This window comes from Rhizobium sp. SJZ105, from assembly GCF_007828365.1.
GTDB lineage: Bacteria > Pseudomonadota > Alphaproteobacteria > Rhizobiales > Rhizobiaceae > Agrobacterium > Agrobacterium tumefaciens.
In genome coordinates this window covers 621,167-641,802 of record NZ_VIUP01000001.1, presented here as the reverse complement: position 1 = coordinate 641,802, position 20,636 = coordinate 621,167, and the positions used below count along the sequence as shown (strand labels likewise).

Below are 20,636 nucleotides of genomic sequence, written 5' to 3'. Positions count from 1 at the left end.
GGACCCGTTGGACATGACCGCTGAAATTCTTTTTGCCAGTCTGCACATCGCGACGCCCGAGCTGATCCTAGCGGTCGGCGCGCTGGCGCTGCTCATGATTGGCGTCTTCTCGGGCGACAAGTCGACAACGACGGTCACGGGCCTCTCCGTGGCCCTGCTGCTCGTCGTCGGTCTCTGGATCGTCTTTGCGCCCGCTTCGGGTGTGGCTTTCGGCGGCGTTTACGTCGCCGATGCCTTCGGCAACTTCATGAAGGTGCTGGCGCTGATCGGCTCGATCACCGCCATGATCCTTTCTGTCGGCCAGAGCCGTTTTGAGCCGGTCGGCCGGTTCGAATATCCGGTCCTTCTGGTTCTGGCGACGCTCGGCATCCTGCTGATGATTTCGGCCAACAACCTGATCTCGCTCTATATGGCGCTGGAGCTGCAGTCGCTTGCGCTCTACGTCGTCTGCGCCATCAACCGGGAAAGCCTTCGCTCCACCGAAGCGGGCCTGAAATATTTCGTTCTCGGTGCGCTCTCCTCGGGCATGCTGCTTTACGGCATGTCGCTGGTTTACGGCTTTACCGGCAATACCGGCTTTACCGAAATCGCCCAGGTTCTAACGGCGGAGACCCGTTCGCTGGGCCTCGTCTTCGGTCTGGTTTTTGTTCTTGCCGGTCTGGCATTCAAGATTTCGGCCGTGCCGTTCCACATGTGGACGCCTGATGTTTATGAGGGTGCGCCGACACCGGTCACGGCCTTCCTGTCTGCCGCTCCCAAGATCGGCGCCATGGCGATCTTCGTTCGCATCGTTGTTGACGCTTTCCAGCCGGTCTTTGCCGACTGGCAGCAGATCGTCGTCTTCATCTCCATCGCTTCCATGCTGCTCGGCTCGTTCGCGGCAATCGGCCAGAAGAACATCAAGCGCCTGATGGCCTATTCTTCCATCGGTCACATGGGTTACGCGCTGGTTGGTCTTGCGGCGGGCACCGAGGCCGGTATCTCGGGCGTCATTCTCTACATGACCATCTACATGGTCATGACGCTCGGCACCTTCGCCTGCATTCTCTCCATGCGCCGCAAGGAAATCGGCAATGTCGAAAATGTCGAGGATCTGGCCGGGCTTTCGTCGACCAACCCCTTCATGGCAGTTGTTCTGACGATCCTGATGTTCTCGCTTGCCGGCATTCCGCCGCTCGCCGGATTCTTCGGCAAGTACTACGTCTTCCTTGCTGCCATCGAAGCCAAACTCTATCCGCTTGCCGTCATCGGTGTGATCGGCTCGGTTGTCGGTGCGTATTATTATATCCGCGTCGTCAAGGTCATGTGGTTCGATGAAGCCAAGGGCAGCTTCGAGCGTCCAGCTGGCGAACTGAAAATCGTTTATGCGCTCTCTGGACTGTTCGTCGTCGCTTTCATCGTCTTCGGTGGTGCGCTCGGTAATGCAGTCACGGTTGCGGCAAAGACGTTCTTTTGAGCAATACGCACAAGCATACGGGCCGGATGTCCATCGATGACTTCCGGCACGAGGCGATGGCGGAAACGCCATCGACCAACATAGAATGTTTCGCCCGGGCAAGGGCAGGCGATGGCGGCAATCTGTGGATCACCGCCATCCGCCAGACTGGCGGGCGCGGTCGCCGCGGCCGGCCTTGGGTGTCTGAACCAGGCAATCTCTACGCTTCGCTTCTTCTCATCGATCCCGCGCCAATGGACCGCATCGGTTCATTGCCGCTTGCCTTTGCGCTCGCCGTCTACCGCGCCATTCGCGCTGTGTTACCGACCGGTGGCGAACCGCTAGAGATAAAATGGCCGAATGACGTGCTGATCGGGCGCCGGAAGACCTGCGGCATTCTGATGGAAGCCGAACTTCTGCCGGATGGACGCCGCGCCATCGTCATCGGCATCGGCATCAATATCGCCCACAAGCCTGAAAATCCGCTTTATCCCGTCACCATGCTGTCCGAACACGGGGCGTCGTGCTCCCCCGACGAGCTGTTCGCGCATCTCTTCCGCGAGACAGCGGATGTGCTGCAAAGCTGGGATGAGGGCAGGGGCGTTTCCGGTGTCATGGCCGGATGGCGGGCGGCTGCCTGCGGTATCGGCGAACATATCACCGTCAATTTTCCGGATCGCTCGATCGGCGGGCGTTTCGTTGGAATTGATGATAATGGTTATCTGCTGCTGGATGAGGATGAGGGCACAAGGCGCTCCATCGCCGCCGGCGACGTGTTTTTTGGATGAGGTGGACGGCGTGTCTTCAAAGACCCGCGCCGAACCTCTTCCCACAGGTTGGAGCTTTCCTGCTGCTCATGAAAAGCAGGGTGACAGACCGGCTCCGCATCGGCCCGGTCGATCAGATGATGTTTCAGGTCCGATGCTGTTAAACGGGCGGCTGGGCGCGGCATATTGCCGTCGCCAGCGCGCTCTCGTGAATGGATAAGAAGAACAATGACTAAACAGGACGAACTGGTATTTCTGCCGCTTGGCGGCGTCGGCGAAATCGGCATGAATCTGGCGCTGTACGGCTACGGTCCGGAAAGCAAGCGTCAATGGATCATGGTGGATTGCGGCGTTACCTTTGCCGGTCTCGATCTGCCTGGTGTCGATCTGGTTCTGCCCGATATCAGCTATATCGCCGAGCAGAAGAAGAACCTCAAAGGCATCATCATCACCCACGCCCATGAGGATCACTACGGCGCGCTGAACGATCTGTGGCCGGGCCTCAACGTGCCCGTCTATGCCTCGGGTTTCACCGCCGGCATGCTGGAGGCAAAGCGCGCCTACGAGGGCAGCCGTGCCGAAATTCCAATCACCCCGTTCAAGGCGGGTGATCGCATCAATGTCGGCCCGTTCGAAATCGAGGCCGTCGGCGTCAACCATTCGATCCCCGAGCCGATGTCGCTGGTCATCCGCACACCGCTTGGCAATGTCATCCACACGGGCGACTGGAAGATTGACGAGGCGCCGTCTCTCGGTCCGTTGACGGATGAGGCGCGTTTCCGCGCCATCGGCGAGGAGGGCGTGCTGGCGTTGATGTGCGACAGCACCAACTCGCTGCGTGACGGCGTATCGCCTTCGGAGCACGAAGTGTCTGAGGGGCTGCGCCAGATCATTGAAAATGCCGAGGGTCGCGTGGCCATCACCACCTTCTCCTCCAATGTAGGCCGTATCCGCTCCATCGCGCAGGCTGCGGAAGCTGCCGGACGCGAAGTGCTGCTGCTCGGCTCGTCGCTGAAGCGCGTCGTCAACGTTTCGCAGGATCTCGGCATCATGGAAGGTATCAAGCCGTTCCTGGCTGAAGACGAATACGGCTATATTCCGCGCAACAAGGTGGTCGTCATTCTCACGGGTTCGCAGGGCGAGCCGCGGGCAGCCCTTGCCAAGCTTTCGCGCGATGAGATGCGTAATGTGGCGCTGGCTGCCGGTGATACGGTAGTATTTTCCTCGCGCGCCATTCCGGGCAACGAAAAGGCGATCATCGAGATCAAGAACGGCCTGATAGAGCAGGGCATCCATATCGTTACCGACAATGAGGCTTTGGTGCATGTCTCCGGCCATCCCCGCCGTAACGAACTTCTGAGGATGTACGAATGGACCAAGCCGCAAATCCTGGTACCGGTGCATGGCGAGGCGGCGCATCTGGTGGCGCAGAAGGAACTGGCTGAACAGGCCGGCATTTCGCAGGTGCCGAAGGTTCGTAACGGCAACATTCTGCGTCTGGCGCCTGGTCCTGCGGAAGTCATCAACGACGCACCGCACGGCCGCGTCTTCAAGGACGGCAACCTCATCGGTGACCTCGACGAGATGGGGATCAGCAACCGCCGCAAGCTTTCCTTCGCCGGCCACGTCTCCGTCAATGTGCTGCTGGACAGCCGCTACGACTTCCTCGGAGATCCCGATGTCGTACCTTTCGGCCTGCCGGAATTCGATGATGAGGGCGAGGACATGGAAGATACGCTCTATGACGCCGTACTCGGCGCCGTGGAAAGCATCCCCCGGGCCCGCCGCAAGGACCTTGCGCTGCTGCGCGAGTCAGTGCGCCGCGCCGTACGCGCCGCTGCCAATCAGGCATGGGGCAAGAAGCCGATCGTGACGGTTTTCGTCACCAAGGTCTGAACCGGAAAATCCCGGGTTTTCAAACCGTCACGCCCCGTCATGTCCGGACCATCTCGGACATGACGCAATCGCTGTCCGCGATCGTTCCTTCTCCTCTCTTGCAGCTTTTTACACATCTTGCAGGGAAGTGATTCCGGTTCGCGGATGAATGCGTTACAAGGGGCGCATCACGCAGGAGGACGTCATGCCGCTTCTTTCGGTCTTCGCCATTTATTTCATCGTCTGGTGGACGGTGCTTTTCGTTGTGCTGCCGATGGGCCTTCGCACCCAGGAGGAAGACGGCGATGTGGCGATCGGCACGGTTGCAAGCGCCCCGTCAAGGTTCAGGGGAGGGCGCATCGTGTTGTGGACAACGCTGATATCGGCTTTGATCTGCGGGCTCTGGTACGGCGTAACCTGGTGGTTGGGCGTCAGCATGGACGACCTTCCGAGAATTATCCCGGTTTTCGACTGAAGCACTTCACCCACGCGCCAGGATTAAGCGCGCCGTAGAATTTGCAGCGTGGCGGGCTTCGTGATGCGATTTAAGGCAACATAAGCCGTGCTGCCGTTTTATGAACGGTCGCCAAAAGATGCGCCAGTGCTGTCACATGGATGTCATATCAGTCGTGCACACACCATGAGAGTGTCTGGCGGGCAATTCGCTGTCACAATTTTACCGGAATAAGCATTCGGGGTTGTGAACTTCGCCGGAATCAAAAAAAAACAAGGCATTTCAGCCTTGTTTTTCAGGTTTCGCGTGATCTGTAACCGTTACCGGGGCAGCGACAAGCGCGCCTAAGATCGAATCCTCCCAAGACTGACCGCGAAAACGGCAAGAATTTAGACTTCCTGCCTCTTTTGTGAGCTAAAGTTAGCCCAATCACCCATGCTTGTCATCTCATTTTTTGCATATTTGTTACAGTCGGCAAAAAATTCCCTGTGGTGCAATTTGTCGCACCGGATCAAGAATAATATTCCGGCCAAAGCGTTTTGACGCGAATTAGCTATCGCGAAAATGCCACGAAATCGCCTAGGCAGGTCTTTGCATGGCGGGTTTTCTTCTTGGTCAGAAACAGCTATGTACGGCGCCAATATCCCTCTATTCGGGGCGATTCCCGCGCCTTTGCGTGTTGTTGCCCATACCAATGGAAGTCGTCATGCGTCTCAGCCGTTATTTCATGCCCATCCTGAAGGAAAACCCCAAGGAAGCGGAGATTGTCTCCCATCGCCTCATGCTGCGTGCGGGCATGATCCGGCAGCAATCGGCTGGCATCTATTCCTGGCTACCGCTCGGCAAGCGCGTTCTGGACAAGGTCAACAGGATCATCCGCGAAGAGCAAGACCGCTCGGGCGCGATCGAGCTTCTGATGCCGACGCTGCAGACCGCTGAGCTGTGGCAGGAGAGCGGCCGTTATGACGATTACGGCAAGGAAATGCTGCGCATCAAGGACCGTCAGGACCGCCAGATGCTGTATGGCCCCACTAACGAGGAGATGATCACTGACATCTTCCGGTCCTATGTGAAATCCTACAAGAACCTGCCGCTGAACCTCTATCATATTCAGCTGAAGTTCCGCGACGAGGTGCGCCCCCGTTTCGGCACCATGCGCTCGCGCGAGTTTTTGATGAAGGATGCCTATTCCTTCGATCTCACCAAGGAAGACGCGATCCACTCCTATAACAAGATGTTCGTGGCTTACCTGCGCACCTTTGAGCGCCTTGGCCTGCGCGCCATTCCCATGCGTGCCGATACCGGCCCGATTGGCGGCAATCACAGCCACGAATTCATCATTCTGGCCGATACCGGCGAATCCGAAGTCTTCTGCCACAAGAGCTTCCTCGACCGCGCCATCCCCGCCGATGATACCAACTTCGACGACGTCGCAGCCCTTCAGGGCGTTTTCGACGAATGGACGGCCGACTATGCCGCCACCTCGGAAATGCACGACGAAGCTGCTTATGACGCCATTCCCGACGGCGAGCGCCTTTCCGCGCGCGGCATCGAAGTCGGCCACATCTTCTATTTCGGCACCAAATATTCCGAGCCGATGGGCGCCAAGGTGCAGGGTGCTGATGGCAAGGAACACCCCGTTCACATGGGGTCCTACGGCATTGGCCCGACACGCCTTGTTCCCGCCATCATTGAAGCATCGCATGACGAAAACGGAATCATCTGGCCGGCTTCGGTCGCTCCTTTCGATGTCGTGATTATCAACATGAAGGCAGGTGACGCAGCCTGTGATGCGGCGTGCGAAAAGCTGTATTACTCGCTCTCCAATGCCGGCAAGGATGTTCTTTATGACGATACGGACGACCGCGCGGGCCAGAAGTTCGCGACTGCTGACCTGATCGGCGTGCCGATGCAGATCATCGTCGGCCCACGTTCGGCAGCGAACGGTGAAGTCGAGGTGAAGGATCGCAAGACCGGCGACCGTGAAACCGTCACAATCGAAGCGGCAATGAACAGGGTGCTTGGCTAAGCGCGAAATGGTGAAAGTGACGAGCGGTTTTCGCCTGAAATCCGCTCCAGCTTTATGAGATCAAGATCAGGGGTCGGTTTTTTGTGAAAACCGGCCTTTCAAGTTCAGATCAGGGAGACGACATGGCAAAAGCCGAGGCTGACAAGGGTGCGGCTCCTTCCGCCCGGGAAAGGACCGCCCGGCCGTTTTCTGCTTTCGAGCGCATGGTGGCCTGGCGCTATCTGCGGTCGCGGCGCAAGGAAGCGTTCATATCCGTCATCGCCGGCTTTTCCTTCGTCGGCATCATGCTGGGCGTCGCGACGCTTATCATCGTCATGGCTGTCATGAACGGTTTTCGCACCGAGCTGATTTCGCGCATTCTCGGCATCAACGGCCATATGATCGTCCAGCCGATCGACCAGCCCTTCAACAATTACGATGAGCTGGCGAAGAAGTTCTCCGCCATTCCGGGCGTGACGATGGCCCTGCCGCTGGTAGAGGGGCAGACATTGGCCTCCGGTCGCGGTGGCGCCGGCTCCGGTGCGCTCGTGCGCGGCGTTCGCCAGGACGATATCGACAAGATCAAGGAAGTCGCCACCAACGTCAAAACCGGCGATCTCGTCGGCTTCATGGCGGGCGACGGGGTTCTGGTTGGCTCAAGGCTTGCCGCACAGCTTGGCGTGACGGCGGGCGACGATATCACCCTCATTTCGCCTGAAGGCGATGTGACGCCGATGGGTGTCAACCCGCGCGTCAAATCCTACAAGATTTCGGGCGTCTTCGAGATCGGCATGTCGGAATATGATGCGTCGATGATCTATATGCCGCTGTCCGAAGCCCAGCTTTATTTCAATGCCGAAGGCCTGGTGCAATCAATCGAGCTTTACGTCAGTCGCCCCGACAATGTAGACGGCATCCGCCCGCTGGTGGAGCAGGCAGCTGAGCGGCAGATCTATATCACCGACTGGAGACAGCGCAACCAGACCTTCTTTTCCGCCCTGCAGGTGGAAAGAAACGTGATGTTCATGATACTGACGCTCATCGTTCTGGTAGCGGCGCTCAACATCATTTCCGGCCTCATCATGCTAGTGAAGGACAAGGGCAGCGATATCGCCATTCTGCGCACCATGGGCGCCAGTTCCGGCGCCGTCATGCGTATCTTCTTCATGACGGGAGCTGCCATCGGTACCGTCGGCACATTCGCCGGTGTGGCACTTGGCGTCATCGTCTGCCTCAATGTGGAATCCATCCGGCAGTTCTTCTCCTGGGTATCGGGCACGGTGCTGTTTGATCCGCAGCTCTATTTCCTCAGCCAGCTTCCGGCCGAAATGGATATCAGCGAGACCATTACCGTCGTCATCATGGCGCTGACGCTTTCTTTCCTGGCAACCATCTTTCCGGCATGGCGGGCTTCCAAGCTCGATCCGGTGCAGGCCCTGCGTTACGAATAAGGACCGCTTCACAATATGGCAAAAAAATCAGTGCTGCGGCTTGCCGGCGTCGAGAGGACCTATGGTCAGGGCGAGACGTCGCTCTCCATTCTGCGCAAGGCCGATTTCGAGTTGAAGAGTGGTGAGATGGTGGCGCTTGTTGCCCCCTCGGGCACCGGAAAATCCACGCTGCTGCATCTCGCCGGGCTTCTCGAGCATCCGGATGCTGGCGAGGTCTTCATCAATGACGCGCCCTGCAATGGTCTGCCGGATGAAAAGCGCACGGCGATCCGCCGCAGCGACATCGGTTTTGTCTACCAGTTCCATCATCTGCTGCCGGAGTTCACGGCGGTGGAGAATGTGATGATGCCGCAGCTCATCGCCGGTTTGACGCAGGGCGAGGCCCGCAAGCGTGCGAGCGCGCTGCTCGATTACATGCGGGTCGGCCATCGCGGCGAACATCGCCCTGCTGAGCTTTCCGGCGGTGAACAGCAACGTGTGGCGATCGCGCGTGCCGTTGCCAACGCACCGCTCCTGCTTCTCGCCGACGAGCCGACCGGCAATCTCGATCCCGAGACCGCGCATTACGTGTTCGATGCGCTGGAAGCGCTGGTGCGCCAGTCCGGCCTTGCCGCACTGATCGCCACCCATAATCACGAGCTTGCCAACCGCATGGACCGCCGCGTGACGCTTGCAGACGGCAAGATCGTAGACTTCTGATCGTGATGCAGTAAGGCGACCATAGCGCCGCCTTTGCGATCTTTTCTGCGGCTGAGTCTGTCTACGTTCAGGTTTCCCGCGAAGCCACTCGTCCTTCCACAATTGAATTTTCACGAACCCGGAGGTGTTTTTGCCTCCGGGTTTTTTTGCTTTGGAGTCAGTGGCTTGCCATTCACGAAGGTGGAACCGCAGCCGATTCTGCCGCGTTAGCAAGGAGACTATCAATAAAAGCCTGTTGACAATCGAACAAAATGAGAACAAAGTTAGAACATAACGAGTAAGGAGAGACCAATGACTGATTTCATCCGTGACGTTGCCGCTTTCGCCTCCATCGCTGTGTTCGTCGCCAGCTTTTCGGTGATCCTCACTGCCCTGTGAAGGGCACACCGGCGCAGAAGCCTGTATAGACGCCGAAAGGCGGTGGACTTTGAAGGCCGAAAATCGGAAAATCGCCCCCTCGATTCAGAATGACAGGATGACGATATGGGCGAGACGGTTACGCGTGGAGAGACCTCTGGCGAAACGCTGAAAACACCCGGTTTCGTCCATCTGCGGGTTCACTCCGCTTACTCCCTGCTTGAGGGGGCTTTACCCCTCAAGAAAATCATGTCCAAGGCCGTTGCAGACGGCCAGCCGGCCATAGCCATTACCGACACCAACAATCTTTTCGTCGCGCTGGAGTTTTCCGAAAAGGCGCGTGATGAGGGCTTGCAGCCGATTATCGGCTGTCAGGTGTCGATCGACATGCAGGATGCGGTGGATGATCGCCGCAATCACAACAGCCACCTTGCCAAGCTTCCAGCCATCGTGCTGCTCGCGGCTGATGCCGGAGGGTACGAGCGGCTGGTGGACCTTATCAGCCGCGCCTATCTGGAGGGCGAAAGCGGTGGCCAGTCCGTGCATATTACCCGTGCATGGCTGGAGGAGGCCTCCAATGCCGGGCTGATCGTTCTGACGGGTGCCTCCGGTGGTCCGGTGGATATGGCTCTGAAGGAAGGGCATACGGCGCAGGCGAGAGAACGCCTGCTGGCGCTGAAATCACTCTTCGGTGACAAGCTTTATATCGAATTGCAGCGTCAGTCCGGTTTCGACCGCGTCCATGAGCGGCGTATGATTGGACTTGCTTATGAACATGATATTCCGCTGGTCGCCACCAACGAGGCCTTCTTCCCTTCGAGGGCCGATTATGAGGCGCATGATGCATTGATGGCGGTGGCGCATAACGCCATCGTTTCGGATGACAGCCGGTTCCGCCTGACCCCCGACCATTATATGAAAAGCCGTGAGGAGATGGCGGAGCTGTTTGCCGACCTTCCGGAGGCACTGGAAAACACCGTCGAAATCGCAATGCGGTGTTCTTATGTGCTGAAGAAGCGTGGGCCGATCCTGCCGCGCTTCACCGGTGCCAGCGACGATCCCGAAGCGGCGCAACGGGCAGAGGCCGAAGAGCTTCGCCGTCAGGCCGTCGAAGGTCTTGATCTTCGCCTTGCGGCCCTCGGCATGGCACCTGGCTACACAGAGCAGGAATATCGCGACAGGCTGGATTTCGAGCTTGGCGTTATCGAACGCATGGGTTTTCCCGGTTACTTCCTGATCGTTGCGGACTTCATCAAATGGGCCAAGCAGCAGGATATTCCAGTCGGCCCCGGCCGCGGATCGGGTGCAGGCTCGCTCGTGGCCTATGCGCTGACCATCACCGATGTCGATCCTCTGCGCTTCTCGCTGCTGTTCGAACGCTTCCTCAATCCCGAACGCGTGTCGATGCCCGACTTCGATATCGACTTCTGCCAGGACCGCCGCGAAGAGGTGATCCGCTACGTGCAGCGCAAATATGGCCGCGAGCAGGTGGCGCAGATCATTACCTTCGGTTCGTTGCAGGCGCGCGCGGCATTGCGCGACGTCGGCCGCGTGCTGGAAATGCCCTATGGACAGGTGGACAAGATCTGCAAGCTGGTCCCCAACAACCCGGCCAATCCGACGCCGCTGTCAAAAGCGATCGAGGAAGAGCCGCGCCTGCAGGAAGAGGCGGACAAGGAACCCGTCGTTGCCCGACTTCTGGATATCGCCCAGAAGATCGAGGGGCTTTACCGTCACGCCTCGACCCATGCTGCCGGTATCGTCATTGGTGACCGGCCGCTGTCGAAGCTGGTGCCGATGTATCGCGATCCGCGCTCCGACATGCCGGTTACCCAGTTCAACATGAAGTGGGTGGAAAGCGCCGGCCTCGTCAAATTCGACTTTCTCGGTCTGAAGACGCTGACGGTGCTGAAGGTTGCCGTCGATTTCGTTGCCAAACGCGGCATCAAGGTGGATCTCGCCGCAATTCCGCTGGACGACGCCAAAACCTACGAGATGTTGTCACGCGGCGAAACCATCGGCGTGTTCCAGGTGGAAAGTGCCGGCATGCGCAAGGCGCTTATCGGCATGCGCCCGGACTGCATCGAGGACATCATTGCGCTGGTGGCGCTTTATCGTCCGGGTCCGATGGAAAACATTCCGGTCTACAATGCCCGCAAGCATGGCGAGGAGGAGCTGGAGTCGATCCACCCCACCATCGACCATCTCCTGAAGGAAACGCAGGGCGTTATCGTCTATCAGGAACAGGTGATGCAGATCGCCCAGGTTCTGTCAGGTTATTCGCTCGGCGAAGCCGATCTTCTGCGCCGCGCCATGGGCAAGAAGATCAAGGAGGAGATGGACCAGCAGCGCGAGCGCTTCGTGGACGGCGCGATCAGAAACAGCGTGTCGAAGCCTCAGGCCAACACCATCTTCGACCTTCTGGCGAAATTTGCCAATTACGGCTTCAACAAGAGCCACGCCGCCGCTTACGCCATTGTGTCCTATCAGACCGCCTATATGAAGGCGCATTATCCGGTGGAGTTCCTCGCTGCCTCCATGACGCTGGATATGGCCAACACGGAAAAACTCAATGATTTCCGCCAGGATGCCAGCCGTCTCGGTATAGAGGTCGTGGCACCTTCGGTGCAGACGTCCTTCCGGCAGTTCGAGACGGGTGAGAACCGCATCTATTATTCGCTAGCCGCCATCAAGGGCGTGGGCGAGGGCGCGGTGGAACACATCGTTACCGTGCGCGACGGCAAGCCATTTGCGAGCCTGGAGGATTTCTGCCTGCGCATCGATCCGAAGCAGATCAACCGGCGTGTGCTCGAAAGCCTCATCAACGCTGGCGGTTTCGATTGTTTTGGCCGCGACCGCGCCGAGATGATCGGCGGGCTGGACCGCATTATCGGTTATTCGCAACGCGCGCAGGAAAGCCGCGTCACCGGCCAGTCGGACATGTTCGGCTCCGGCGGCGCAAGCGGTCCGGAAAAGCTCATCCTGCCTGCGTTCCAGCCGTGGCTCGCCTCGGAAAAACTGCTGCGCGAATATCAGGTGCTCGGTTTTTACCTGACCGCACATCCGCTCGATACCTACCGCCCTGTATTGGAAAAGTTGCGGGTGCAGAATTTCGCCGATTTTTCCGCCGCAGTGAAACAGGGTGCGACCGCCGGGCGTCTGGCCGGCACCGTCACCGGCAAGCAGGAACGCAAGACCCGGACCGGCAACAAGATGGGTATCGTCACCTTCTCCGATGCCTCCGGCCAATATGAGGCGGTGTTGTTTTCCGAAGGGCTTGCCCAGTTTCGCGATCTGCTCGAGGTGGGCAAATCGCTTGTTATCACCGTGCAGGCGGAAGAGCGCCCGGAAGGCATCGGTCTTCGCATCCAGACGGCGCAATCGCTCGAGGAAAAATCCGTCCAAATGCAAAAGGCGTTGCGGGTTTATGTGCGCGATTCAGGCCCGCTGAAAACCGTCGCCCGCCACCTCAATACCAAAGGTGACGGATCGGTTTATTTCATCGTCATCAAGGACGAGGGGAGCCGTGAGATCGAGGTGGAGCTGACGGAGAAATATCGTATTTCCCCTGAGATCGCCGCCGCACTTCGCTCCGCCCCCGGCGTTGTTGATGTGGAGCTGGTGTGAGGCCTCAAGCCCTCAAACCGGCCCTTCCTTTGTCACGGTAATGAAGTCCGTCCCCATCCCTGTCTCCATCTGGTGACTGAGGTCGGAAACGGTAATCGAACTGCCGGTTGAAAGCTCTTTCTCGATTCGGGAGCGAATTTCAGCCGGTATTTCAAGGCGGCCGAGTACGGCGCTTAGCTGGTCAAAGCCACCGGGCGCTTCGGTAACGGTGATGCCGAGCCGCTTGCGGGCTGCGGCCGGCAGATGGTTTTCCAGTGTTACGCCATTCCATTCGGCGGTTCCGGCTGCGCGGTTGACGGCAACGGCTTCGAAGAAATGCGTTCCGAGTGCCACCTCGGGATCCTTGATGTCGATCGCAGCCTCGAATAGCGGCTTGAAATCCTGTCGCACCATGATCTGGCCATTCGGTGGATGATCTTCGCCGGCGGACGCGTAAAGTGCAGCAACGAAATCGTCGGTCAGTAGCGGCCCGGTGGTTTTCAGCCCCTTCCAGCGCTTGAACCCGTTGACGGCGCTGATCGTCATTTCTCCGGTATAGCCGTCCGGTGCGCCGGCATCGAAGCCAAGGCGGGTCAGCACGGCCTGAATATCCATCACCTTTTCGCGCTCGCCGCGCCGGGTGACGAGGATGCGCAAGGGCGAGGGCTCCTTGCCTTTGGCCATCGGTTTGATGGCTTGTGTTTTTTCATTCACGGCCACCTCAACGGTGCCCAATGCGGCGTCGAAGGTCGCGGGGCGCAGCTCGACGTCGGATAAAAGCAGCTTGCCGTCATCGGCATCGTCCCGCGGCTCAAACAGGGCTGAATGTTGTACGGAGCGCAGAGAAACCGGCCGGTCGGTGATGATGACATGCACGCCGTAGCGGGTCTCGCCGAACAGCGACTGCGCGAATTTCGAAGGCAGGCGCACGCAGCCATGCGAGGCCGGGTAATTTGGCACCTTGCCTTCGTGCAACGCGATGCCCGACCATGTCAGTCGCTGCATGAAAGGCATGGGCGCGGCCGAGTAGATGTTCGATTCGTGGTATTTGCGTTTTTCCAGAATCGAAAAAATGCCGCTCGGCGTCTCATGCCCGGCCTTGCCGGTTGAGACCTTGGATGTAGCAACGATCTCGCCGTTCTCGTAAAGCGCCAGCGATTGATCGCTTTTCGAAACGACGATCTGCAGGGACTTGTTGTCGGCGGCAAGCGCCGGAAAGGCAAGAATGCTGGCCGACAGCATGCCGGTCAGAAGACGGAAGCGAAGGGACATGACGCAATACACCACATGCACAAAACTTCGTTTACTCAACCACGCGAAGTTTAATGAAGTTTAAGGATACAGCGTCTGCCACATCACTAATTTGTGTAATATCTAAAATAGGGGCGGGGTGTTGCAGGCCGCAGGGTTTCACGGCGTTTGCAAGCGGCATGGCCGCTATTTGCGTGTACCGAAAGTGTAGCCGGTCTCGACGCTGCCCTTGCCGAACTTGTAGCGCAATTTGTCCATTGCCGCTTCCGCCGCCGCCCGCCGTTCCGCCTGCCTGTCGACGAGATCGGGAGGATCGGCAAGGTCCGCATCACGCAGATCACTGACGCCTATGCCGATCAGGCGAAACTTGGTGCCGTCGGTTTCTTTCGCAAGCAGCGAAAGGCCGGTACGGAATATGCGGTCGGCAAGCTGGGTAGGGTCATCAAGCTTGCGGTTGCGGGTGCGGAGTTTGAAATCGGCCGTCTTCATTTTCAGTACAACCGTCTGGCCGGAAATGCCGCTCTTCTTCAGGCGCCAGGCAACTTTTTCGGAAAGCGACCGCAGGATCGGTACGAGGTCCTCGTGGCGAGAAATATCGTTGAAGAAGGTGGTCTCGGAAGACACGCTTTTCACGGGGTCGTTATTGTGCACGTGCCGTTCATCGATACCGCGCGAAAGCCGGAACAGCCGTTGCCCCATCACGCCATAGCGGCGCATCAGGTCGCCTTCCTCCATCTCCTGCAACTGCGCGATCATGCGAATGCCGTCCGCCTCCAGCGTCGCCGCAAACGCCTTTCCAACGCCCCATATCGTCGTGACGGGCCGTGCTGCCAGAAAGGAAAGCGCTTCCGCTTCGCCGATCACCGAAAAGCCGCGCGGTTTTTTAAGGTCGGACGCGACCTTGGCCAGAAATTTGCAGTAGGACAGCCCGGCCGAGACGGTCACGCCCACTTCTTTTTCCACCCGTTTCACAAATTTCGCCAGCACCCGGGCAGGTGGATCGTGATGCAGCCTCTCCGTTCCGGAAAGATCGAGAAACGCCTCGTCTATGGAAAGCGGCTGCACGAGCGGTGTCAAATCCTGCATCATGGTTCGGATCTGACGGCCGACGCGGCTGTATTTTTCCATGTCGGGCTTGATGACCACGGCGTCCGGACAGGCTTCCAGCGCCTTGAACATCGGCATGGCGGAGCGCACGCCCTGGATGCGGGCAATGTAGCAGGCAGTGGAAACCACGCCGCGTTTTCCGCCGCCGATGATCAACGGCTTGTCGGCAAGCTCGGGATTGTCCCGTTTTTCAACGGAGGCGTAAAAGGCGTCGCAATCGATATGAGCGATGCTGAGGTCGTAGAGTTCGTCATGGTAGACGAGGCGGGGACTGCCACAGGCGCGACAACGCCTCAGGTCCGCTGGCTGGCCGACCAGACAGTCGCGGCAAAAACCGGGATCATAGAGATGCAACGTGGACATGGGCCGAAAACAAAACCAGAACGTCGCCAACCATACTCCGGCCGTGACGGTGGCTCAAGGGGTGGCCTGTCAATACTCACCCGAATCCAACCCCGGGCCGGAAAAATGGTGCCAGGCGGCGGCAACCGTTTCGGGGGATGTGTCGGTCGCCGCGCAGAAGGCCATGAGGTCTGGTTCGTGGCTCATCAGAAAATCGGTGAGCCCCGCCAGAAAGCCGGGATCGTGGGCGGCATGGCGCAGCATATTGGCCTGCAATCCGCTCAGCGCCAGAAAACGCCCGAGCATTTCCGGCTCGTTTGCCAGCCAGCCAAGTATGGCGGCCGCCGTTTCTTGCGGATCTTTTCCGGCATTGTCTTTGTTTTTTGTATCTCTCAGCATTTCTCTACCGAAGTTACCTATTTTGAAACCAAATCGTTCTAGCCTTGCGCAACAAATGGACGATGGAATCGGTTCTCTGGCACCCTATATGTCTGGGAGAAGGTTTCAAAGCGAAACGGGGACTGCCCACCATGCCCAAGCAGGTCATGATAGTCGAAGACAACGAGCTGAACATGAAGCTCTTTCGTGACCTGATCGAGGCGTCTGGCTATACGACGATCCAGACGCGCAACGGCATGGAAGCGCTGGATCTTGCCCGCAAGCACCGCCCCGACCTCATTCTCATGGATATTCAGCTGCCGGAGGTTTCCGGGCTGGAGGTGACGAAATGGCTGAAGGAGGATGATGAGCTGCACGTCATTCCGGTCATTGCGGTAACCGCCTTCGCCATGAAGGGGGACGAGGAGCGCATTCGTCAGGGCGGATGCGAGGCCTATGTGTCCAAGCCGATCTCCGTTCCGAAATTCATCGAAATCATCAAGACCTATCTAGGCGATGCGTAAGGCGGTTGGGGAACTGTTATGACGGCGAGAGTTCTGGTTGTTGACGACATACCCGCAAACGTAAAGCTTCTCGAAGCCCGGCTTGTCGCGGAATATTTCGACGTCGTAACCGCCGAGGATGGTTTCAAGGCGCTTGATATCTGCGACCAGGAACAGGTCGATATCATCCTGCTGGACATCATGATGCCTGGCATGGACGGTTTCGAGGTCTGCGAACGGCTGAAGGCCAATCCGAAAACGGCGCATATTCCTGTTGTCATGGTCACCGCACTCGATCAGCCCTCGGACCGCGTGCGCGGCCTGAAAGCCGGCGCGGATGATTTTCTGACCAAGCCCGTTAACGACCTTCAATTGATCGCCCGTGTTAAAAGCCTCGTGCGCCTCAAGGCCGTCAGTGACGAATTGCGGCTGCGGGCCGAGACCGCGCGCGAGATCGGCATCGAGGAGATGCTGCGCAGCGATGGCCTCATGCAGACGCCTGGCCGCGTTCTGGTGGCGGATGGCCGCGCCAGCTCGCAGGAACGTATCGTCAGGGCGCTGAAGCCGGTTGCCGAGGTTGATGCCGTCACGGAGCCTCAGGCGGCCCTGTTGAAGGCCGCGAGCAACCCCTTCGAGCTTGTCATCGTCAATTCCAATTTTGAGGATTACGATCCGCTGAGACTGTGTTCGCAGCTTCGTTCGCTGGAGCGTACCCGGTTCCTGCCGTTGCTTCTGGTAGCGGAACAGGGGGCGGACGACATGGTGGCGCGGGCGCTCGATCTTGGCGTGAACGATTATATTCTCCGCCCGATCGATCCCAACGAACTTGTCGCCCGGTCTCTGACGCAGATCCGGCGCAAGCGCTATAACGAGCATCTGCGGCTCAATCTCCAGCACACGATGGAGCTTGCTATCGTCGACGGGCTGACTGGTCTTAACAATCGCCGTTATCTCGACAATCATCTGAAAATACTTTTCGACCGCGCCGCCGTGCGTGGCCGCCCGATTTCCATTTGCATGACCGATATCGACCGCTTCAAGCTGGTCAACGATACCTATGGCCACGATGTCGGCGATGAGGTTCTGCGCGAGTTTGCAGCCCGCATCCGCAGCACGGTGCGCGGCGCCGATCTTGCCTGCCGTTATGGCGGGGAGGAATTCGTGGTTGTGATGCCCGACACGCCGATGGAGCTTGCCACAAGCGTTGCCGAACGCCTGCGGGCAATCATCGAGGACAAGCCGTTTCACGTTCGTTCCATCGACCGCGAGTTGAGTATCACGGCTTCGCTCGGCATCGCCACCAGCAGCGGAGCATTCGGCGCGCCGGACGAGCTTCTGAAGCAGGCCGACAGGGCGCTCTACGAGGCGAAACACACAGGACGCAACCGCGTCGTGGCGGCCGCCGCCTAAAGGCGCAGACCCATGACGCTGACAATCCGTGCCGCCTTTTGAGACTTTCGACGTTTACCGTTATCGATAGCCGCCCAAAGACCTGACAGCAAACTGTAGCAAGCGCGAAGTCCCTGACCTTGCCAGTATTTCATCTTCTTGCAATGAGGGGGTGAAGTCTAACAGGGTTAATAGAGTTCAAGTTGAAAAATACGTTGAATTCAATCGCTCACGGAACTATAGTGTGCCAGCGTTGTATATTTAACCATGTTTTCCAGGTGATGTATCTCTGGCTTAAGAATTTGTTGATTTTTATTTTACTTCTGCGCACACTCCCAATCGAGAATAACAGTTCTTCCGGCGGTTTTTCCGTCAAGTGATGAAGAAACGATGGCGGTTTACACCGCTGATGTTTCGGTCGTCAGGGGCTGGTATTGCGTAGTTTGAATGCCCCATGATGCTCAGGTCCGCCGCATCTCCTGGATCGTGGGGTCGGTCGGCTGACGATGTCCGAATCGGTTCCTCGTGCCGTGATCACATCGTTGGCCGACCGCCTTATCTCCGAAAATATTCTGCGCTTGTGCTGCCGCTTATAGCGCAGCACATCCGGCTGCGCGCGCAGGCAGCGCGCTGTCGCAGCGGTTGGCGCATTTGGCCGATGAGGCGCTGATTAGGAGAGGCGCTGGTTAGGCGAGACGGTGATAAAGAGCTTTCCCGCCGTGCCGATAGCGCCGACTGGGTTCCAAACTCAAGAACCGCAACTAGGAAGGTTGCGATTCGTTGGCCCGTGGCGGGCCTTGCGAGGGCGCTGGCGCAAATAATGCCGTTGGCGGCAATTCTTTCCGTACAAACAAAAAACGCGCCCGTTGGGCGCGCTTTTGCCGGAGAACCCGATCAAGAATTACTTGATCTTGGTTTCCTTGAATTCAACGTGCTTGCGTACAACCGGGTCATACTTCGTCTTCGTCATCTTGTCCGTGAACGTACGGCTGTTCTTGGTGGTGACGTAGAAGGTACCGGTGTCGGCTGTCGACAGCAGCTTGATCTTGATTGTTGTAGCTTTCGCCATGGTCGTCCTGCCTTTAAACAAAAGAGAAGCCGCAGGCGCTTCTCACCTCGGCTAAATCTGGCGCGAAACTACGTATCGCGCCTGAAAAGTCAAGTCTGTTTTGCCCTGAAAACAAAACGGAAGGCATAAAGCACCACGTAAAGCCCGAAAAACACGGCAAGCGCCCAGGCGAAACCATCGGTACCCGCAACATCCATGGAAATGCCGACGGCCTGTGGTCCGGCTATAGTGCCCATGGCATAGCAGAAGATGAAGGCGGCGTTGGCGGCCACCAGATCGGCCCCTTTGAGACGCGATCCCAGATGGGTGAGGCCGACGGTATACATGCCGGATACGAGGCCGCCCCAGAACAGCAGCAGGGCCGCGACGAGAATCCATCTATCCACCAGCAAGGGCAGCGCCAGCGTGCCGCAAACGCCCGCAAAGGCCATCAGCGCCAACATTGTGCGCCGGTCCTTCATCCGGTCCGAAAGCAGGCCGATCGGTATCTGGAAGACCATGTTGCCGATGCCCATCACGGTCAGCAGAAGTGCCGCCTGCGATTCGTTGAAGCCTTCGCGGGTCGCATAGATGGGAAAGAGCGACAGACCGCCCGCTTGCACGGCGCCGAACACGAAGGCCGCCGCAGAAGCCATCGGCACCAGCCATATATAACGGGCGAAATGGTGGTTCGGCCTTTCGCTCAGCTCCGGGCTTTCGCCGCGCGCAAGGAAGATCGGGATCGCGGCAAGCAGTATGATTGCTGCCCCGACCAGAAACGGCAGGATGCCATCGCTGCCGACCACGGAAAACAATAACGGGCCAACCGCAAACCCAACCGCAAGTCCGGTGGCGTAGATGCCGAGAACCATGCCGCGTTTTTTCGGCGGTGCGGTCATGTTGATCCAGTATTCGGAGAGGATGAACAGCGTGGTGGTTGCGCCATGAAAGACGATTCGCAGCGGAAACCACATCCAGAAGGCGTCGGCGAAATAGAAACAGAGCGCACTCAGAGCCGACACGACAACGGCAAATAGCATCGTTCGCGCCACGCCGAAATCATGGGCGATCTTGGTGGTCACCGGCGCTGCCATCATCGCCGCAACGCCGGCCATTGCCGAATTTACCCCGATCATGGTGGAGGAGATGCCGCGCTTCTCAAGGATGATCGACAGGAGCGGCAGGCCCAGGCCGATGGCGACACCGACCGCACTGATGGCGGAGATGGCGGCGATCAGTGAGGGCCAGTGAATGGCGTCCGCTTCGCATTTCATTTGTGACATGACGGCCTTTATACAAAGTCTCGAATGAATCGGCCGTGGCGCGTGACATAGAGCCGCGCGGGGCTTTCAAAGGGCAGTGACGGATCACCTATCATGAGTTTTGTGACATCTTCGAGAACCGTGCGTGTGATTTTCGGCATGTTCAGACTGGAAAGCGCTGTCATGTCAAGCCATTGCACATTGTGCAGCTCATCTGAATCCCTGATTAGCCGGGTATCCAGCCGCAACTCGTCAGCGTAACAGCAAAAGAATCGCGTGTCGTAACGCCTGATATTGCCGGGCGGGGTGATTGCGCGCGCCACATATCGAAAACGCGAAAGATCCGGACCATCAGCGTCCATGCCCATATCGACGCCGGTTTCCTCCACGAGCTCGCGCGCGGCGGCAAGCGCCAGTGCCCGTGCCCCGGCAGCGCTCAGGCGGCGCGCGGCAGACGTGGTGAGGCTGCGCAGCACGGCGGGGTGCAGATCGCCGGAGAAGGGCAGGGCGTGGTCGCGTGGATCGCGTTTGCCACCGGGAAACACGTAAGCGCCGGGCATGAATATGTGGGCATTACTGCGCCGGCCCATCAGCACGCGAATAGCAGGGCCGGAACGATCAAACAGGATGATTGAGGCGGCATCGCGCGGCCGCAATGGGCCGCTCGCCGCCTGGGTGTTCGAGGGAAGCTCGGACACGTGCAA

The 20,636-nt window shown here is 58.4% G+C and carries 16 protein-coding genes; 10 read left to right on the top strand and 6 right to left on the bottom strand.

Features of this window, described 5'->3' with window-relative positions; translation table 11 throughout:
• Window positions 1–13: 13 nt before the first annotated feature.
• From nuoN to dnaE, 8 genes are all read left to right on the top strand, one after another.
• Window positions 14–1,456 (top strand): NADH-quinone oxidoreductase subunit NuoN, encoded by a 1,443-nt coding sequence (nuoN, locus tag FB593_RS03200; protein ID WP_003512691.1) that lies wholly within the window; start codon window positions 14–16, stop codon window positions 1,454–1,456.
• A gap of 26 nt (window positions 1,457–1,482) precedes the next feature.
• Window positions 1,483–2,223, top strand: a complete 741-nt coding sequence (locus FB593_RS03195) for a biotin--[acetyl-CoA-carboxylase] ligase (RefSeq protein ID WP_025593259.1) — start codon at window positions 1,483–1,485, stop codon at window positions 2,221–2,223.
• 207 nt (window positions 2,224–2,430) lie between these two features.
• On the top strand, window positions 2,431–4,098 hold the full coding sequence (locus FB593_RS03190) for a ribonuclease J (RefSeq protein WP_003512693.1): 1,668 nt from the start codon (window positions 2,431–2,433) through the stop codon (window positions 4,096–4,098).
• A 148-nt stretch (window positions 4,099–4,246) separates the two neighbouring features.
• Window positions 4,247–4,552 carry a DUF1467 family protein gene (locus tag FB593_RS03185; RefSeq protein ID WP_162697977.1) on the top strand — a complete coding sequence of 102 codons (306 nt, stop codon included), beginning with the start codon at window positions 4,247–4,249 and terminating at the stop codon, window positions 4,550–4,552.
• Between the two features lie 685 nt (window positions 4,553–5,237).
• Window positions 5,238–6,560, top strand: a complete 1,323-nt coding sequence (proS, locus tag FB593_RS03180; protein WP_019565481.1) for a proline--tRNA ligase — start codon at window positions 5,238–5,240, stop codon at window positions 6,558–6,560.
• 122 nt (window positions 6,561–6,682) lie between these two features.
• Entirely contained in the window at window positions 6,683–7,990 is a 1,308-nt protein-coding gene (locus FB593_RS03175; protein WP_003512696.1) for a lipoprotein-releasing ABC transporter permease subunit, read from the top strand.
• A gap of 15 nt (window positions 7,991–8,005) precedes the next feature.
• Entirely contained in the window at window positions 8,006–8,689 is a 684-nt protein-coding gene (locus FB593_RS03170; RefSeq protein WP_145166321.1) for an ABC transporter ATP-binding protein, read from the top strand.
• Window positions 8,690–9,172: 483 nt separating this feature from the next.
• Window positions 9,173–12,673 carry a DNA polymerase III subunit alpha gene (gene dnaE / locus FB593_RS03160; RefSeq protein ID WP_111799016.1) on the top strand — a complete coding sequence of 1,167 codons (3,501 nt, stop codon included), beginning with the start codon at window positions 9,173–9,175 and terminating at the stop codon, window positions 12,671–12,673.
• Window positions 12,674–12,685: 12 nt separating this feature from the next.
• On the opposite strand, the gene FB593_RS03155 is transcribed toward dnaE, so the two are convergent.
• From FB593_RS03155 to FB593_RS03145, 3 genes are all read right to left on the bottom strand, one after another.
• On the bottom strand, window positions 12,686–13,924 hold the full coding sequence (locus FB593_RS03155; protein WP_145166320.1) for a L,D-transpeptidase family protein: 1,239 nt from the start codon (window positions 13,922–13,924) through the stop codon (window positions 12,686–12,688).
• 165 nt (window positions 13,925–14,089) lie between these two features.
• The gene (locus tag FB593_RS03150) at window positions 14,090–15,373 is read right to left on the bottom strand and encodes a DNA polymerase IV (RefSeq protein ID WP_162760883.1); all 1,284 of its coding nucleotides are present in this window, start codon (window positions 15,371–15,373) and stop codon (window positions 14,090–14,092) included.
• A 69-nt stretch (window positions 15,374–15,442) separates the two neighbouring features.
• Window positions 15,443–15,751: a DUF3572 domain-containing protein gene (locus tag FB593_RS03145; protein WP_019565486.1), complete on the bottom strand. Its 309-nt coding sequence runs from the start codon at window positions 15,749–15,751 to the stop codon at window positions 15,443–15,445.
• Window positions 15,752–15,882: 131 nt separating this feature from the next.
• Between FB593_RS03145 and FB593_RS03140 the strand changes: the two genes are divergently transcribed.
• Window positions 15,883–16,254 carry a response regulator gene (locus tag FB593_RS03140; protein WP_003496409.1) on the top strand — a complete coding sequence of 124 codons (372 nt, stop codon included), beginning with the start codon at window positions 15,883–15,885 and terminating at the stop codon, window positions 16,252–16,254.
• A gap of 18 nt (window positions 16,255–16,272) precedes the next feature.
• On the top strand, window positions 16,273–17,643 hold the full coding sequence (locus FB593_RS03135; RefSeq protein ID WP_019565487.1) for a PleD family two-component system response regulator: 1,371 nt from the start codon (window positions 16,273–16,275) through the stop codon (window positions 17,641–17,643).
• An 880-nt stretch (window positions 17,644–18,523) separates the two neighbouring features.
• On the opposite strand, the gene rpmG is transcribed toward FB593_RS03135, so the two are convergent.
• The 3 genes from rpmG to FB593_RS03120 all read right to left on the bottom strand — a co-directional run bounded on the left by rpmG (window position 18,524) and on the right by FB593_RS03120 (window position 20,630).
• Entirely contained in the window at window positions 18,524–18,691 is a 168-nt protein-coding gene (gene rpmG, locus FB593_RS03130; protein ID WP_003496403.1) for a 50S ribosomal protein L33, read from the bottom strand.
• An 89-nt stretch (window positions 18,692–18,780) separates the two neighbouring features.
• Window positions 18,781–19,944: an MFS transporter gene (locus FB593_RS03125; protein WP_019565488.1), complete on the bottom strand. Its 1,164-nt coding sequence runs from the start codon at window positions 19,942–19,944 to the stop codon at window positions 18,781–18,783.
• A 17-nt stretch (window positions 19,945–19,961) separates the two neighbouring features.
• On the bottom strand, window positions 19,962–20,630 hold the full coding sequence (locus FB593_RS03120; RefSeq protein WP_003512714.1) for an NUDIX domain-containing protein: 669 nt from the start codon (window positions 20,628–20,630) through the stop codon (window positions 19,962–19,964).
• Window positions 20,631–20,636: the final 6 nt, after the last annotated feature.